Raw genomic sequence first — 16,158 nt, forward strand, 5'->3', positions numbered from 1 at the left:
CATGCTGATCTATTTAGTAAAATCTTTATTGTGTCTGCTTGTGTTGTTCACCTTCTACAAGTTTTTCCTGGAAGCTGAAAATATGCACAGGTTCAAACGCTTTTTTCTTATTGGATCTGTAATTTTTGCTTTTATCTTACCCTTAATAACTTTTTCATATACGGTAGAGTATTCATCAGGGTCCGCAGCAGCTATTCCTTTCTCGGAAATTCCGGATGCAGGTGATCTACCAAAACAGGAGAGCTGGATGACTCATTTGGGTACTTTCGCTTTAGTCATTTATACCATTGGTTTGGTTATTATGGGATTCAGGTTTATAAAAAACCTGTATAAAATTCGTGAGAACATAACCAATAATGAGCATTTCAGAAGCTGGGATTATATTTATGTTCTTCTGAAACAGAAACTTATTCCTCATACTTTTCTTAATTATATTTTTCTGGATAAAACAGAATATGAAAACGATCAGATTTCAGAATCGGTCATTGAGCATGAGAAAGCTCATGTAGACCAGAGGCATTCATTGGATATTCTGTTTATCGAGTTTTTGCAAGTTATTTTTTGGTTCAATCCGGTGTTTATTTGGTTAAAGAGATCGGTTAAGCTGAATCATGAATTTCTTGCAGATGAGCAGGTACTTTCAAAAAAACCTGATGCGCTGGCATACTCCAATGTGCTTCTAAGTTATAGTTCAGGTTTTCATCACAATTCATTATCAAGTTCAATAAGTCATTCATTAATGAAAAAACGAATTATTATGATTTCAAAGAATTTCTCATTAAAACTCATGCTTGGCAGGATAGGGGTTTTGTTACCTGTACTGGCATTATGCATTTATTTTTTTAATAACGACATAGTTGCGAAACCGCTGATCACAACTTCCAGCGGGGACTCTAAGGTGCTTTTCGCTGAGGTCCAGGATCCCGATATAATCTCAATTCGTCTGGAAGAAGACAGGATCTTTGTGAATAACGAAGAGGTAAGATTAAAAGAATTTTCGAAACATCTGGATGCCTTGGTTGAAGACAGAACTGATTCAGAATTAAAGGAAATGAATTTTCATATGCAGACCAGGAATGCTGAAGAAGGACTACTGGATTTGCTCAATATAGAATTTGAAAAGACCAGGTTTTCCAGGCTAACCGGGCACTCTGTTCTGCCTCCACCACCTCCTTTGCCAGCAGAAAAAGTTGGGCTGCCGCCAGCTCCACCGGTTCCTCATACAGCTGATGACGTTCCTCCGTCTCCTCCTGCACCCAGACATTTAAATGAAGAGGTCCCGCCACCGCCACCTGCACCTAGAAGGCATACAAGGAAGCAGGATTCTTTACGCAGGGTTCATATGAACACAAGAGATCAGATAAGAGAACAGATGAGGATGGAAAGAGAATTCCATAGGGAAGAAATGGAGCGGGAAAGAGCTGCGCACAGAGTAAAGATAGAACAGCAAAGAGATAGCATAAGACAGCAACATGAAGTTGCTATTCGACAAAAAGTAAAACAGCAAAGAAAAGAAATTATTGAGGAAAGAGCCAGAATAAGAGAAGAAAGGGAAACATTACGCGCGGAAAACCAGCGATTAAAAGAAAAGATAGAGAAGGAAAAACTTATCAAAGACCAAAAGAAAAAGGATTCTATTGATTAGATAAGTCACATTTATTGGCAGATAAATTAGAACCGAAGTTTAGGCTTCGGTTTTTTAATTGCTTAAACCAGCCCATTTTTAGGGGAATTTTATGAATTCTAAAAGGAATAATCGCTCAAAAGCCTTTAAGATTTATATTTAAAAACATACTTTTGTAAACCAAAATCAAAAAACACTTATGAGCGTTTTAGTCAATAAAAATTCTAAAGTAATCGTGCAGGGTTTTACCGGAAGTGAAGGTACTTTCCATGCCGAGCAGATGATAGAATATGGTACAAATGTAGTTGGTGGGGTTACTCCGGGTAAAGGAGGACAAAAACACCTTAATAAACCTGTTTTCAATACAGTTTCAGACGCGGTTGAGCAGACAGGAGCTGATGTTTCCATTATTTTTGTGCCGCCGGCCTTTGCTGCCGATGCCATCATGGAAGCTGCCGATGCTGGAATACAAGTTATAATTACGATCACTGAAGGTATACCCGTTGCCGATATGGTAAAGGCTGCAGATTATATCAAAGATCGTGACTGCCGATTGGTAGGACCTAACTGTCCTGGAGTGATTACTCCTGGAGAGGCTAAAGTAGGAATCATGCCAGGTTTCGTTTTCAAAAAAGGAAAAGTTGGTATTGTATCAAAATCTGGTACTCTTACTTACGAAGCTGCAGATCAGGTTGTGAAGCAAGGCCTTGGAATTACTACGGCTATAGGAATTGGTGGAGATCCTATCATTGGGACCACAACTAAAGAAGCTGTGGAGTTATTGATGAACGATGAGGAGACGGAATGTATAGTGATGATTGGTGAGATTGGTGGCCAGCTTGAAGCTGACGCTGCCAAATGGGTAAAGGAAAACGGTAATAAGAAACCTGTTGTTGGTTTTATCGCCGGTGAAACAGCCCCTGCAGGCCGTACAATGGGGCATGCCGGTGCGATTGTTGGTGGAAGCGAAGATACTGCTCAGGCTAAGAAAAAGATCCTTAAGGAAAATGGGATACATGTAGTGGATTCTCCTGCAGAGATCGGAATGAAAGTAGCTGAAGTATTAAATAGCTAGAGCTAAAAAACATCTATTATTAAGAGTCCTTCTGTAATCATCCTGAAAATGGATATTTCAGAAGGATTTTTTATTAGAGGCCTGTCCAGTTTTGTTATATTTGGATAGACAATTAACCAAGATCAATCAATATGAAATTATTAGAAGGAAAGAATGCTATAATTACCGGCGGTAGCCGTGGAATAGGGAAAGGTATCGCACAGGTCTTTGCGAAGCACGGTGCAAATGTTGCTTTTACCTATAATTCATCGGCACAATCGGCCGAGGAGCTTGCAAATGAACTTGAAGGAATGGGAGTTAAAGCTAAGGCTTATCAATCTAATGCCGCTAGTTTTAAGGAAGCTCAGGAGCTGGTAGATAAAGTAAATGAAGATTTTGGTTCTATCGATATCCTGGTGAATAATGCCGGAATCACAAAAGATAACCTATTAATGAGAATGAGTGAGGAAGATTTCGATAAGGTTATAGAAGTGAACCTGAAATCTATCTTCAATATGACCAAGGCCGTGCAACGTACCATGCTTAAGCAGCGTAATGGAAGTATCATTAATATGAGTTCTGTAGTAGGTGTTACCGGTAATGCAGGGCAGGCGAACTATGCCGCTTCTAAAGCGGGGATTATAGGATTCTCTAAATCTATGGCCCAGGAATTAGGTTCAAGAAACATAAGAACCAATGTGGTCGCTCCCGGATTCATTGAGACCGAAATGACCGAAAAGCTGGATGAGAAAACCGTTCAGGGTTGGAGAGAAGCTATTCCGCTTAAAAGAGGAGGGAAGCCTGAAGATATCGCAAATGCGTGCGTATATCTTGGAAGTGATCTGAGTTCATACGTGACCGGTCAGATTATTCACGTGGATGGTGGAATGCATACCTAGGGTAAGATAGATTTTAAAAGTAAGAAGTTAGAATTTCCAGTTTTCAGTAATTTTTATAGCGATAAAAAAATTAGTTAACTTGGAGCTTTAAGCCGTTAGCTTCTAACTTTGAACTTTAATGACAATAAGCACAATATTTTATATAGCCCTGGCACTACTCGTAGCGCTGGGGTTTGCTTTTTTTCAATACCTGTTCCGTAAAAAGGATAAGAGGCGAAAAGACTATATCTTCTTCGCGCTTAGAGCAATCTCTATATTCCTGTTGCTTTTACTGCTTATAAACCCGAAAATAACGTCTACAGAATATGAGGCTGTAAAACCAAATTTGGTCATCCTAGCCGATAATTCTCAATCTGTGACCTACCTGGAAGAAGAGGGAAATCTACAGGAGATTTCCAGAAGCTTATCAGAAAATGATGAAATACTAAAGCACTTTGAAGTTAGTCATATCAGTTTCTCAAACGGGATATCAATAGAGAACGACAGCCTAGATTTTACAGGAAAACAGACCAATATCTATAATGCACTATCTGAAACCCAGGATATATTTTCAGAGAAACCGTCTGCTATAGTTTTGCTTACTGATGGTAATCAAAGTTTGGGGAGGGATTTCAGATATTTCAAAACGAAAGACCAGGCCAGTGTCTTTCCAGTAGTAATAGGAGATACAACCACCTATAGAGATCTGAGTATAGAAAGAATAAATTCCAATCGATATGCCTTTCTTAACAACCGTTTTCCAGTTGAGGTGTTTTTGAATTATACGGGCAATGAAGCCGTAGAAACCAGTTTTAGGATTAGATCTGGAAGCGATATTGTTTTTACCAAGAACCTTCAGTTTTCAAAAGATTCAAAATCTCAGGTAGTAAGAACAGAGCTTCCGGCGAATTCTTTGGGTGTTAAAACGTACCGGGCAGAAATAGGTCCTCTTGCAGACGAAAAGAATACCGTAAATAATCAACAGAATTTTGCGGTGGAAGTTATAGATGAGAGAACTTCTGTACTGATTCTTAGTGATCTCTCACATCCCGATCTTGGTGCTATTAAAAAGTCAATTGAAAGTAATCAGCAGCGTACATCAGATATAAAATATTTAAACAAAGAAAAAATACAATTATCAGATTATCAACTAGTTATTTTGTATCAGATAAATAGAAGGTTTAACAGTGTGTTTACTGAGATACGGGATAAAAATTTTAATTACTTAATTGTAACCGGGAGTCAGACTGACTGGAATTACCTTAACAGTCTTGGTCTTGGCTATTCAAGGAATGCAACAAGTCAGCCACAGGAAATATTTCCCGTGTACAACCCTACGTTCAGTTCATTTCAATTTGAGGATATAGATTTTGAGGATTTTCCTCCGCTGGTAGATAAGTTTGGACCTCTGGAATTTGATAAAAATAAATTTGGAGTGATGTTATATCAGGAACTTCAGGGAGTCAAAACCGGAGATCCTTTAATGGGAGTTTCTCAAAATTCACCAAAATCAGGATTCTTATTTGGAGAAAATCTCTGGCGCTGGAGAGCTAAGTCTTATCTTGATAATAAATCGTTTCAGGAGTTCGATGATTTTTTTGGAAAACTCATCCAGAACCTTTCTTCGAAAAGATCGAGAGACAGGCTTACTGTAGATAATGAGAACTTCTATTATGCCAACCAGGATGTTATCATTACTGCTCAATACTTTGATGAGAATTACCAGTTTGATGCAGGCGCAAACCTTAAAATTAATATAATCAACAAGGATAACCCGGAAAGTTTTAATTCCGATCTTGTTCTTAAGAATAATTTTTATCAATTCGATGCCGGTAATCTTCCGGCCGGTAATTACGCCTTTACTATTGAAGTGCAAAACAGAAATATTTCAAGATCAGGGAGTTTTGAGGTTATAGATTATAATACCGAACAGCAATTCGTATCAGCAAACCTTGAAGGACTTCTGTCTTTTTCTGAAAACAACCAGGCGAACCTCACTTTCCCAGATAGAATGGATGAGCTTGTCACTAATCTTCTGAATAATGATAAGTTCCGGCCTGTGCAGAAAAGCCGGGAAAAAAGCTTACCTTTGATTGACTGGTATTACCTGTTGTTTATACTGATAATTATTCTTGCCGCAGAATGGTTTTACCGTAAATATTTAGGACTAATTTAAATTTCAAATTTTATATATGGAAAGATTACCCAAGATTGGCATACCTCTTTTTATTGGTATAGTCATTTTAATAATTTTTATTGCAAAATCAACAATTACAATTGATTCCGGTGAAGCCGGAGTTCTATACAGAACCTTTGGTGGAGGGGTAGTTACAGATGAACCGCCATTATCTGAAGGTTTTCATTTGGTAGCACCCTGGAACAAGGTTTTTGTTTATGAGGTAAGGCAGCAATCCATTGACGAGGAAATGCGTGTGCTTTCTTCTAACGGACTTGAAATAAGTCTGGATGCTTCTGTTTGGTTTCAGCCCGAATATGCGGTTCTTGGTAAGCTGCATCAGGAAAAAGGAGAAGCTTATATCCAGCGTCTGCTTCAGCCGGCTATTCGTTCTGCGACAAGGGCAGTGGTAGGTCGTTATAATCCTGAACAATTATATGCTAGTAAAAGAGAAGCCATTCAAAAGGAGATATTTGATGAAACCAATCTTTTGCTTGAAGATCAGTATGTACAGGTGAATGAAGTCCTGGTAAGAGATGTTTCTCTTCCTCCTACCATTAAGGAGGCGATCGAACGAAAGTTAAGACAGGAGCAGGAATCACTGGAATATGAATATCGCTTGACCAAGGCTGAACAGGAAGCCGAAAGACAACGAATCGATGCTGAGGGTAAAGCCCGTGCAAACCGAATCCTGAATGAATCACTAACCGACAAGGTACTTCAGGAAAAAGGTATTCAGGCGACTCTTGAACTGGCAAAATCAAATAATAGTAAGGTGGTTGTAATCGGTTCTGGCGAAAGCGGAATGCCACTTATTTTGGGCAACAATTAAAAAACAAATCTTAAAAAGTTGAAATGAAGTTTTATTTCTAATTTTTTTGTTTAGATTTGAGCCAACAATGAGACCAATTTTTGTACATCATCATCATTTTTCTACCCACGCTCAGGCGAGGTGAATATGATATGCTGTAACATTAACTAAAATATCATGACCCGTTTGAGCAATCAAACGGGTTTTTTTATTTCCAATTATCAGGTAAATTAAAGTTATGAGTAAAGAAAAATTAAGAATCGCAGTTCAGAAATCGGGCCGACTTTATGAGGATTCGATTAAGATCCTTAAGGATGCCGGGATTTCTATAGACAACGGAAAGGAGCAATTAAAAGCATCTTCCCGTAACTTCCCTTTGGAGGTGATGTATCTAAGAAATGGGGATATCCCCCAGTATTTAAGGGATGGCGTAGTAGATGTAGCTATCATTGGAGAAAATGTGTTAATTGAAAAAGGGCAGGATATCATCCAGGGTGAGAAGCTGGGTTTTTCAAAATGCAGGGTTTCTATGGCTGTTCCCAAATCTTTTAAATATTCAGGTATTAAGGATCTTGACGGAATGAAGATCGCTACATCCTATCCAAACACGGTAAATGCCTTTCTTGCTGAAAAGGGGATCTCAGCAGACTTGCATATCATTAACGGTTCTGTGGAAATTGCCCCTAATATTGGCCTTGCTGATGCTATTTGCGATATTGTTTCAAGCGGGAGCACCCTTTTCAAGAATGGACTTAAAGAAGTGGAGGTAATGCTGAAGAGTGAAGCTGTGCTGGCTATTTCCCCCAAGATCTCTTCAGAAAGGAAAGGTATACTTGAAAAACTTCAGTTCAGACTTAAATCGGTTCTGAATGCCCGTACTTCCAAATATATTTTGCTGAATGCGCCAAATGAAAGACTCGATGATATTATTAAGTTATTACCGGGGATGAGAAGTCCTACGGTTCTTCCTTTGGCTGAAGAAGGCTGGAGTTCGGTTCATACCGTGATAAATGAAGAACGCTTCTGGGAAGTTATAGATGAGCTTAAGAATTATGGAGCTGAAGGAATTCTGGTGGCACCAATAGAAAAAATGGTAATTTAATAACTGCTGAAAATTTAGATTATGAATAAGATTTTAAATCCTTCAAGGTCAGACTGGGCGGAGATCCTGAAAAGACCCACACAAACAGTGGCTGATATTGAACAAACCGTGAACCAGATCTTTGATGAGATCAAAACAAAAGGAAATTCGGCAGTAGCTAAATATACCGACCTGTTTGACGGAATTAAACTGGACAGTCTGATTGTGACTCCAGGAGAGATAGAAGAGGCTAAAATAGAGATCTCTGCAGAACTGAAAGAGGCCATTCAGCTGGCAAAAGAGAATATTGAAAAATTCCACTCGGCGCAAACGACTCAAAAGGTAAGTGTTGAAACTACTAATGGAGTAAGTTGCTGGCAGGAGAAAAAGCCAATACAAAAAGTAGGTTTATATATTCCCGGAGGAACTGCGCCTTTGTTCTCATCTATATTAATGCTGGCAATACCGGCCAAACTTGCTGGTTGTGAAGAGATCATATTGTGCACTCCGCCGAATAAGGAAGGAAAGGTGAATTCAGCGATCCTTTACGCTGCAGAGCTATGCGGAGTAACCCGGATCTTTAAGATTGGAGGCATCCAGGCTATTGGGGCGATGACTTTTGGTACTGAAGACGTTCCGCAGGTTTATAAAATTTTCGGGCCCGGAAACCAGTTTGTAACAGTGGCCAAACAACTTGCCACTAAATACCAGGTGGCCATAGATATGCCAGCCGGGCCTTCAGAATTGCTCATTTTTGCTGATGAATCTGCTAAAGCAGCCTATGTAGCATCCGATTTACTGAGTCAGGCAGAACATGGAACAGATAGTCAGGTGATTCTGGTTTCAACCTCTGAAAAACTACTGGATGAAGTTTCGGAAGAGATAGAAGTACAGATAAATGAATTACCGCGAAAGGATATCGCACAAAAAGCAATTGAAAACTCAAGACTTATTTTGGTTGATTCTGATAATGAGGCTTTGGAGCTTATTAACGAATATGGCCCGGAACACTTTATTGTTTGCGCTGAGAATGAATCATTCTTCGTTGAAGGAATCGCAAATGCAGGTTCTGTATTTATTGGAAATTATGCTCCAGAAAGTGCAGGCGACTATGCTTCCGGGACCAATCATACCTTACCTACCAACGGTTATGCAAAGCAGTATAGCGGGGTAAATCTTGATAGTTTTTTGAAGACCATCACCTTTCAGAAGATCTCTGAGGATGGTATTAGAAAGATTGGGCCTTCAATCGAATTGTTAGCAGAGGCAGAAGGTCTTCAGGCTCACAAGAATGCGGTAAGTCTAAGATTAAAAGACCTGGAATAAATGAGCACATTTGATATAAATACCCTTGTTCGTAGCAATGTCGCTTCTTTGAAGCCTTACTCTTCGGCTCGGGATGAATTTAATACGCAGGGCACTGAAATGGTCTTTCTGGATGCTAATGAGAACCCTAATGATACTGGGCTTAACCGCTATCCCGATCCTCAGCAGAATTTGCTCAAAGAAAGGCTTTCAGAAGTAAAGAATGTCCCGGCTGAAAATATTCTTCTCGGCAATGGGAGTGATGAAGTGCTGGATCTTATCTTCAGGGCCTTCTGTGAACCGGGAAAAGATAATATTATTTCCCTGCCGCCAACATATGGTATGTATAAGGTACTTGCAGATATCAACAATGTGGAAAATCGGGAGGTGCTTTTAAATCATGATTTTGAACCTGATGTGACGGCTATTCTGAACCAGGTGAATAAGAGTACAAAGATCATTTTCCTTTGTTCACCTAATAATCCCTCCGGAAATTCTTTTCAGACTGAAAGGATTGAAAAGATTCTTGAAAACTTTGATGGCCTTGTGATAATCGATGAAGCTTATATTGATTTTTCTGAAAAAGATAGCTGGACCAAAAAGCTTCAGGAATATCCAAATCTAATAGTTACACAAACCTTTTCGAAGGCTTATGGTATGGCTGCAATAAGACTTGGAATTTTGTATGCATCCAAAGAAATCATAAGGATTTTGAACAGGATCAAACCTCCTTACAACGTTAATCAATTGACTCAAAATGAGGCGCTTGAAGTTTTAAAAACTACAAAAGAAATAAAATTACAAGTATCTGATATACTAGGTGAAAAGAGGGATTTAATTAAAGAATTAGTTGAAGTTAATTTCATTTCAAAAGTTTATAAATCGGATACCAATTTTTTACTGATAGAAGTCGATAATGCCAATAAAAGATACGATCAATTGATCGACAAAGGCATAGTGGTTAGAAATAGGAGCAACCAACCATTATGTGAAAATTGCCTGCGAATAACGATAGGCACAAAAACCGAGAATAGAAAACTGATCACCGCTTTAAAAGAAATTGAAAATGACTAAAGTTTTATTCGTAGATCGAGACGGAACCCTTATACATGAGCCGGAAGATTACCAGATAGATAATCTGGACAAACTGGAATTTTACCCCGAGGTTCTTACATATCTGGGAAAGATCGCCAAAGAGCTGGATTATGAGATCGTAATGGTGACCAATCAGGATGGGCTCGGAACCGAGAGTTTTCCTGAAAGTGATTTCTGGCCTATTCAGAATTTTATTATTAAGACTTTTAAAAATGAAGGAGTAATTTTTAAGGATATGCTTATAGATCGCACTTTTCCTGAAGAGAATGCGCCAACTCGAAAGCCCAGACTCGGACTTATGGAAGGAAAGTTCCTGAATAATGATAAATATGACCTTAAAAATTCCTTTATGATCGGTGACCGGCTTACCGATATTGAATTTGCTTTTAATTTTGGAGGGAAAGGTATTTTTATTGACAATCATGAAGATCTGGCCGCTGATGAAGTTGAAAATGATAAAAAAGAGATTGAAGATAATATCGTATTGAAGACTGATTCCTGGAAAGAGATCTATGAATTTCTGAAACTTCAGGACAGAACAGCTGAAATAACCAGAAAAACGAACGAAACAGACATTCAAATTGAACTTAACCTGGACGGTTCTGGGAAAAGCGAAATAGGCACCGGAATTGCCTTTTTTGACCATATGTTGGATCAGCTTGCCCGCCACGGACAAATGGATCTAAAAATTAAGGTAAATGGTGATCTGGAGGTGGATGAGCACCATACTATTGAAGATACGGCCATAGCACTTGGAGAAGTGTTTAGTCAGGCGCTTGGTAATAAGCTGGGAATCGAAAGATATGGTTTTTGCCTTCCCATGGATGATTGCCTTGCCCAAGTAGCGATTGACTTTGGAGGCCGTAACTGGATTGAATGGGATGCTGAATTTAAACGGGAGATGATAGGTAAGATGCCTACAGAAATGTTCTATCATTTCTTCAAATCATTTACCGATGGCGCTAAGGCCAATCTCAATGTTAAGGCAGAAGGGAAAAATGAACATCATAAGATAGAAGCAATTTTTAAGGCTTTCGCAAAAGCAATTAAAATGGCGGTAAAGAGAGATACCGAAAAAATGATACTTCCATCAACAAAAGGAATGCTTTAATGAAAATTGTAATTATAGATTACGGAGCAGGAAATATACAAAGCATCAAATTTGCTATCCAACGCCTGGGTTTTGAAGCTGTTTTAAGCAATAATGGCGAAGAGATAAAGAGTGCTGACAAAGTAATATTTCCGGGAGTTGGAGAAGCAGGAAGCGCCATGAGGATGCTAAAATCCACCGGGCTTGATAGCCTAATTCCTGAGCTAAAACAGCCTGTTCTCGGTATTTGCCTGGGAATGCAGCTAATGTGCAATCATTCAGAGGAAGGAGACACTCAGGGACTCGGGATATTTGATGCCGAAGTCAAAAGGTTTGATAGTAAGGTTAAGGTACCACAGATCGGCTGGAATCAGATCACTAATCTTGAAACTCACCTTTTTGATAAGGTTGAGGATGGCGAATATGTTTATCTGGTTCATAGTTATTATGTACCGGAATGTGAAGATGAAATAGCCCGGACTGAATATGGTGTTAATTACTCAACGGCCTTACACCGAAATAATTTTTATGGTGTTCAGTTCCATCCGGAAAAAAGCAGCAAAACTGGAGAACAAATCCTTAAGAATTTCTTGAAATTAGATTTACGAAGTTAGAAGTACGAAAAAAAGGAATATGAGAAATTTGAAGGATAGAACTAAGCAATTTGCAGTCGACTGTTGGAAATTTTGTGCACAGTTACCTCATTCCCGAGAATATAATGCTTACGTAAATCAGCTAATAAGATCTTCAAGCTCGGTAGGAGCCAATTATCGTGCAGCTCAGCGAGCAAAATCAAATGCTGATTTTATAAACAAATTAAAAATAGTAGAAGAGGAAGCAGATGAGAGCATGTATTTTTTGGAAATTTTAATTGAAGTTCTGGATAATGATGTTGAAAAAGCTAAAATTTTACATGCGGAATGCAATGAAATAATTTCCATTATAGTTTCGGCGATCAATACAACAAAAAGAAAAATAAATAAATGAAAATTTCGTATTTCCCAATTCTAAAATCGTACTTCAAATGAGAATCATTCCCGCAATAGATATTATTGAAGGCAAATGTGTGAGACTCTCCAAGGGAGATTATGACACAAAAAAGATCTATAATGAAAACCCATTAGAGGTGGCTAAATCCTTTGAAGCTCACGGAATTGAATATTTACATCTCGTAGATCTTGACGGAGCGAAATCCAGTCATATTGTAAATTATAAGATCCTGGAGCGAATAGCTTCTAAGACCAGTCTGAAAGTGGATTTTGGCGGCGGATTAAAATCTGATGAGGATCTAAAGGTCGCTTTTGAAAGCGGAGCCAACCAGATCACCGGTGGAAGTATCGCAGTAAAGAATGCCGAATTGTTTCAGAGCTGGATCCAAAAATATGGTTCTGAAAAGATTATTCTTGGAGCCGACGCCAAGGATAGAAAGATAGCCGTTTCGGGCTGGCTTGAAGATTCACATAAGGAGATCATTCCATTTATTCAGAACTATGAGAAAGACGGGGTTAAATATGTGATCTGTACCGATATTTCGAAGGATGGGATGCTGGAAGGTCCGTCATTTGAGTTATATGAAGAGATCTTATCTGAAACGGAAGATATCAGTCTGATCGCCAGTGGTGGAATTTCAGAATTCGATGAATTGCCTAAACTTGATGAATTGGGCTGTGAGGGAGTCATTATTGGAAAAGCGATCTATGAGAACAGAATAAGTTTAAAGCAATTGGAGAATTTTATTCTAAATAGTTAAAACTGGTCACCCTGTCCCGATAGCTATCGGGATATTTCAGGGTCTCAGGAGAAGCTGAAACAAGTTCAGCTTGACAAAATAAAACATAAAAAAGGAATTCTAAGACCTTATAAAAAATGCTAACAAAAAGAATCATTCCGTGTCTGGATATCAAAAATGGGAGAACCGTGAAGGGTGTCAATTTTGTCGACCTCAGGGATGCCGGAGATCCTGTGGAACTGGCGGCAGCCTATGCCGAAGAGGGGGCTGATGAGCTGGTCTTCCTAGATATCTCAGCTACCGAAGAAAAGAGAAAGACCCTGGCTAAACTCGTTCTGGATGTTGCCGAGCAGCTGAATATTCCATTTACGGTAGGAGGAGGTATCTCCTCGGTAGAAGATGTGGATATATTGCTGAAGAATGGTGCTGACAAGGTTTCGATCAATTCTTCAGCGGTTAAAAGGCCTGATCTTATTAATAAGCTTTCTGAAAAATTCGGGAGCCAGTGTGTGGTTGTGGCTATTGATGCCAAGAATATTGATGGAAAATGGAAAGTTCACCTGGTGGGAGGAAAAGTCCCAACAGACCTAGATCTTTTTGAATGGGCTAAGGAAGTAGAGCAACGCGGAGCGGGAGAAATACTTTTTACTTCCATGGATCATGATGGAACCAAAAATGGGTTTGCCAATGAAGCTCTGGCTAGGCTTTCAGATGAATTGAATATACCTATTATCGCATCAGGTGGAGCTGGTAACATTCAGCATTTTCAGGATACCTTTCAGAAGGGTAAGGCCGATGCGGCCCTGGCTGCCAGTGTTTTTCATTTCAAGGAGATCGAAATCTGGGAACTGAAAAGAAAATTACGGTCAGCTGGAATTCCCATGAGAATATAAAAATCGATATTTAAATTATTAACCCATTCGTCATGCTGAATTTATTTCAGCATCTCATTATATCTAAAAAAAGATCCTGAAATAAGTTCAGGATGACCTAATACAGAATACATAAGAATTATGAATATAGATTTCAATAAAAATTCAGATGGACTGGTTCCTGCAATTATTCAGGATGCAAGAACAAGAAAGGTTTTAATGCTTGGCTACATGAACGAGGAGGCCTTCCTTAAGACAAACCGTACCAAAAAAGTAACATTTTACAGTCGGACGAAAAAGCGGTTATGGACCAAAGGAGAGGAAAGCGGAAATTTTCTAAACCTGGTAGATATCAAGCTGGATTGTGATAATGATACCTTACTGATACAGGTAAAACCTGAAGGACCGGTGTGTCATAAAGGAACAGATACCTGCTGGGCCGAGGAAAATAAGGTGGAATATGGCTTTCTTTCAAAACTGGAAGGCATTATAGCCCAACGCCAGAAGTTAAGTGAAACTGAACCGAAACTGAGAAAGGAAAACGAATCCAGCTATGTGGTCTCCCTTTTTGATGAAGGGATCAATAAGATTGCTCAGAAAGTAGGAGAGGAGGCTGTTGAGACAGTAATAGAAGCCAAGGATAATAATGATGAGCTTTTCTTAAATGAGAGTGCAGACCTCCTTTTTCATTATTTGATACTTTTAAAAGCCAAAGGTTTTGAATTAAGGGATATTGTAAAAGTATTAGAGGAAAGGCATTAATCCTCCCAGCTCCCCATTTTTCCAGCCTTATAATCTTCATAGGCCTGACGGATCTCTTCTTCAGAATTCATGACGAAAGGGCCGCCAAAAACTACCTTTTCTTCGAAAGGTTTGGCGTGTCCTAATAAGAGTATACTTTTATCATTGGCTGAGATATTAAGTTTCTCGTGATTTTTTGAGAATTCGGCGAGGTGAAGTTCAGGAACATTGATTTCGTTCACCTCAAGTTCTCCTCTTACCACATAGAAGAAAATATTATCAGTTTTAGGGATTTCAAGTTCAACTTTTGAACTGTCTTCAAATTCCACAATAGAAAGATCAACCGAGGTAGGCGTATCGAATGCGCCACGAATCCCTTTAAAATTTCCGGAAACCACACGTGCCTTCACGGTTTCTTCTTTATTTTTCCAAGTGGAGATCCTGTCTTCCTGAACTCCACGATAACTGGGAGCCATCATCTTTAAACGTTTAGGAAGATTTACCCATAACTGAAGAAGTTCAAGCGGCCCTCCTTCTTTTTTAAACTTTTCAGAAGACACTTCGGCATGAATTAATCCTTTTCCGGCGGTCATCCACTGCACTCCGCCACTTTCTATCACACTATAATTTCCATCACTATCCTTATGGGCGATATCGCCTTCAAGGATAAACGTAACCGTTTCCATACCTCTATGAGGATGAGGCCCAAAGGGCAACCCATTATTGTTAGGTGGATAGACCTGCGGTCCGTGATGATTCAGAAAAATGAAAGGATCTATCATTTGTAGATTCCGGCTTGGTAGGGGAGACCAGGTTTCAAGATCTCCCATGGGCCTGTATTCTGCCTTATGAACTTTTTTGATATTCCTCATCTTATTCTATTTATTACGCACGTAAATAAGCTTGAATTTGGAATTTGCATTTTCTCTTGATTCGATCTCGAATTTATTGATCGAGTTGATCATGGGAGTTAGTTTCTGAAAACCATAGTTCCTGGAATCGAAATTTGGCTGTTTTTTCTGAAGAAGGCTACCTACATCTCCCAGGAATGCCCAGCCATCTTCATCTGCAACATCTGAAATGGTTTGGGAGATAAGCCGGATTACCTTTGGAGTGATCTTATCAACATTCGGTTTTTTCGAAGCTTTATCTTTGCTTTTATCCGTTTCTGATTCCTTGGTTTGATCTTTAAGGATCTCGATATAGATAAATTTATCACAGGCTACAATGAAAGGGTCTGGAGTCTTCTTTTCGCCAATACCTATTACTTTCATACTGGCTTCGCGCAGGCGGGTAGCCAGGCGGGTGAAGTCAGAATCACTGGAAACAAGGCAGAATCCGTCGACTTTGTTTGAGTATAAAATGTCCATTGCATCTATGATCATGGCGGAATCTGTCGCGTTCTTACCCTGGGTGTAACCATATTGCTGAATGGGATGTATCGCATTTTCAAGAAGAACATTCTTCCATTTATTCAAATGTGGCTTTGTCCAGTCACCATAAATACGTTTGATAGTAGGATTTCCATATTTGGCGATTTCCTCCATCATCTCTTTTACATGAGCCGAAGGAATATTATCACCATCTATGAGTACTGCAAGATTGGTTTCCATTAAATGTTTGTTTTAGGGAGACTAAAGTTAAGCGTATTATTTAATATATGTCTTTGAATTGAATAAAATGAAGAAGGCCTTTAATGATA

At 39.0% G+C, this 16,158-nt stretch carries 16 protein-coding genes; 14 read left to right on the plus strand and 2 right to left on the minus strand.

The genetic code is table 11. The features are described 5' to 3' along the window. Position 1: 1 nt before the first annotated feature. The 14 genes from NE848_RS11305 to hisIE all read left to right on the plus strand — a co-directional run bounded on the left by NE848_RS11305 (position 2) and on the right by hisIE (position 14,477). The gene (locus NE848_RS11305; protein WP_252113612.1) at positions 2-1,645 is read left to right on the plus strand and encodes a M56 family metallopeptidase; all 1,644 of its coding nucleotides are present in this window, start codon (positions 2-4) and stop codon (positions 1,643-1,645) included. 178 nt (positions 1,646-1,823) lie between these two features. Then, the gene (sucD, locus tag NE848_RS11310) at positions 1,824-2,699 is read left to right on the plus strand and encodes a succinate--CoA ligase subunit alpha (protein ID WP_252113614.1); all 876 of its coding nucleotides are present in this window, start codon (positions 1,824-1,826) and stop codon (positions 2,697-2,699) included. A gap of 131 nt (positions 2,700-2,830) precedes the next feature. Continuing rightward, positions 2,831-3,577, plus strand: a complete 747-nt coding sequence (fabG, locus tag NE848_RS11315; RefSeq protein ID WP_252113616.1) for a 3-oxoacyl-[acyl-carrier-protein] reductase — start codon at positions 2,831-2,833, stop codon at positions 3,575-3,577. Positions 3,578-3,695: 118 nt separating this feature from the next. Next, positions 3,696-5,732 carry a vWA domain-containing protein gene (locus tag NE848_RS11320; protein WP_252113618.1) on the plus strand — a complete coding sequence of 679 codons (2,037 nt, stop codon included), beginning with the start codon at positions 3,696-3,698 and terminating at the stop codon, positions 5,730-5,732. Between the two features lie 16 nt (positions 5,733-5,748). Next, positions 5,749-6,564: a prohibitin family protein gene (locus NE848_RS11325; RefSeq protein WP_252113620.1), complete on the plus strand. Its 816-nt coding sequence runs from the start codon at positions 5,749-5,751 to the stop codon at positions 6,562-6,564. Positions 6,565-6,781: 217 nt separating this feature from the next. After that, complete coding sequence (hisG, locus tag NE848_RS11330) at positions 6,782-7,645, plus strand: ATP phosphoribosyltransferase (protein ID WP_252113622.1); 864 nt, start codon at positions 6,782-6,784, stop codon at positions 7,643-7,645. 21 nt (positions 7,646-7,666) lie between these two features. Beyond that, positions 7,667-8,950 carry a histidinol dehydrogenase gene (gene hisD, locus NE848_RS11335; protein WP_252113624.1) on the plus strand — a complete coding sequence of 428 codons (1,284 nt, stop codon included), beginning with the start codon at positions 7,667-7,669 and terminating at the stop codon, positions 8,948-8,950. Continuing rightward, a complete protein-coding gene (hisC, locus tag NE848_RS11340) occupies positions 8,951-10,003 on the plus strand; it encodes a histidinol-phosphate transaminase (protein ID WP_252113626.1) in 1,053 nt (350 codons plus the stop codon). Continuing rightward, positions 9,996-11,135 carry a bifunctional histidinol-phosphatase/imidazoleglycerol-phosphate dehydratase HisB gene (gene hisB, locus NE848_RS11345; protein ID WP_252113628.1) on the plus strand — a complete coding sequence of 380 codons (1,140 nt, stop codon included), beginning with the start codon at positions 9,996-9,998 and terminating at the stop codon, positions 11,133-11,135. Before hisC ends, hisB begins: the two co-directional genes overlap by 8 nt. After that, positions 11,135-11,728 (plus strand): imidazole glycerol phosphate synthase subunit HisH, encoded by a 594-nt coding sequence (hisH, locus tag NE848_RS11350; RefSeq protein WP_252113630.1) that lies wholly within the window; start codon positions 11,135-11,137, stop codon positions 11,726-11,728. Before hisB ends, hisH begins: the two co-directional genes overlap by 1 nt. A 19-nt stretch (positions 11,729-11,747) precedes the next feature. Continuing rightward, on the plus strand, positions 11,748-12,101 hold the full coding sequence (locus NE848_RS11355; protein WP_252113632.1) for a four helix bundle protein: 354 nt from the start codon (positions 11,748-11,750) through the stop codon (positions 12,099-12,101). Positions 12,102-12,138: 37 nt separating this feature from the next. Next, positions 12,139-12,864, plus strand: a complete 726-nt coding sequence (hisA, locus tag NE848_RS11360) for a 1-(5-phosphoribosyl)-5-[(5-phosphoribosylamino)methylideneamino]imidazole-4-carboxamide isomerase (protein WP_252113634.1) — start codon at positions 12,139-12,141, stop codon at positions 12,862-12,864. A 116-nt stretch (positions 12,865-12,980) separates the two neighbouring features. Further along, a complete protein-coding gene (gene hisF / locus NE848_RS11365; protein WP_252113636.1) occupies positions 12,981-13,736 on the plus strand; it encodes an imidazole glycerol phosphate synthase subunit HisF in 756 nt (251 codons plus the stop codon). Positions 13,737-13,856: 120 nt separating this feature from the next. Next, a complete protein-coding gene (gene hisIE, locus NE848_RS11370) occupies positions 13,857-14,477 on the plus strand; it encodes a bifunctional phosphoribosyl-AMP cyclohydrolase/phosphoribosyl-ATP diphosphatase HisIE (RefSeq protein WP_252113638.1) in 621 nt (206 codons plus the stop codon). Here hisIE and NE848_RS11375 read toward each other — a convergent pair. Together NE848_RS11375 and NE848_RS11380 are read right to left on the minus strand one after the other, a co-directional pair. Then, entirely contained in the window at positions 14,474-15,328 is an 855-nt protein-coding gene (locus NE848_RS11375) for a pirin family protein (RefSeq protein WP_252113640.1), read from the minus strand. The two genes, hisIE and NE848_RS11375, sit on opposite strands and share 4 nt — an antisense overlap. 6 nt (positions 15,329-15,334) lie before the next feature. Then, the gene (locus tag NE848_RS11380) at positions 15,335-16,069 is read right to left on the minus strand and encodes an NYN domain-containing protein (protein WP_252113642.1); all 735 of its coding nucleotides are present in this window, start codon (positions 16,067-16,069) and stop codon (positions 15,335-15,337) included. Between the last annotated feature and the right edge of the window lie 89 nt (positions 16,070-16,158).

Origin of the sequence: Gramella jeungdoensis (genome assembly GCF_023805255.1) — a bacterium.
GTDB lineage: Bacteria > Bacteroidota > Bacteroidia > Flavobacteriales > Flavobacteriaceae > Christiangramia > Christiangramia jeungdoensis.

What these genes read in the sequence shown, in the direction of transcription:
- sucD (WP_252113614.1), top strand. Translation starts at nt 1,824, where the DNA reads ATGAGCGTTTTAGTCAATAAAAATTCTAAAGTAATCGTGCAGGGTTTT.
- NE848_RS11305 (WP_252113612.1), top strand. Translation starts at nt 2, where the DNA reads ATGCTGATCTATTTAGTAAAATCTTTATTGTGTCTGCTTGTGTTGTTC.
- hisA (WP_252113634.1), top strand. Translation starts at nt 12,139, where the DNA reads ATGAGAATCATTCCCGCAATAGATATTATTGAAGGCAAATGTGTGAGA.
- NE848_RS11375 (WP_252113640.1), bottom strand. Translation starts at nt 15,328, where the DNA reads ATGAGGAATATCAAAAAAGTTCATAAGGCAGAATACAGGCCCATGGGA.
- hisF (WP_252113636.1), top strand. Translation starts at nt 12,981, where the DNA reads ATGCTAACAAAAAGAATCATTCCGTGTCTGGATATCAAAAATGGGAGA.
- hisH (WP_252113630.1), top strand. Translation starts at nt 11,135, where the DNA reads ATGAAAATTGTAATTATAGATTACGGAGCAGGAAATATACAAAGCATC.
- NE848_RS11380 (WP_252113642.1), bottom strand. Translation starts at nt 16,069, where the DNA reads ATGGAAACCAATCTTGCAGTACTCATAGATGGTGATAATATTCCTTCG.
- hisIE (WP_252113638.1), top strand. Translation starts at nt 13,857, where the DNA reads ATGAATATAGATTTCAATAAAAATTCAGATGGACTGGTTCCTGCAATT.
- hisB (WP_252113628.1), top strand. Translation starts at nt 9,996, where the DNA reads ATGACTAAAGTTTTATTCGTAGATCGAGACGGAACCCTTATACATGAG.
- NE848_RS11320 (WP_252113618.1), top strand. Translation starts at nt 3,696, where the DNA reads ATGACAATAAGCACAATATTTTATATAGCCCTGGCACTACTCGTAGCG.
- hisG (WP_252113622.1), top strand. Translation starts at nt 6,782, where the DNA reads ATGAGTAAAGAAAAATTAAGAATCGCAGTTCAGAAATCGGGCCGACTT.
- hisD (WP_252113624.1), top strand. Translation starts at nt 7,667, where the DNA reads ATGAATAAGATTTTAAATCCTTCAAGGTCAGACTGGGCGGAGATCCTG.
- fabG (WP_252113616.1), top strand. Translation starts at nt 2,831, where the DNA reads ATGAAATTATTAGAAGGAAAGAATGCTATAATTACCGGCGGTAGCCGT.
- NE848_RS11325 (WP_252113620.1), top strand. Translation starts at nt 5,749, where the DNA reads ATGGAAAGATTACCCAAGATTGGCATACCTCTTTTTATTGGTATAGTC.
- hisC (WP_252113626.1), top strand. Translation starts at nt 8,951, where the DNA reads ATGAGCACATTTGATATAAATACCCTTGTTCGTAGCAATGTCGCTTCT.
- NE848_RS11355 (WP_252113632.1), top strand. Translation starts at nt 11,748, where the DNA reads ATGAGAAATTTGAAGGATAGAACTAAGCAATTTGCAGTCGACTGTTGG.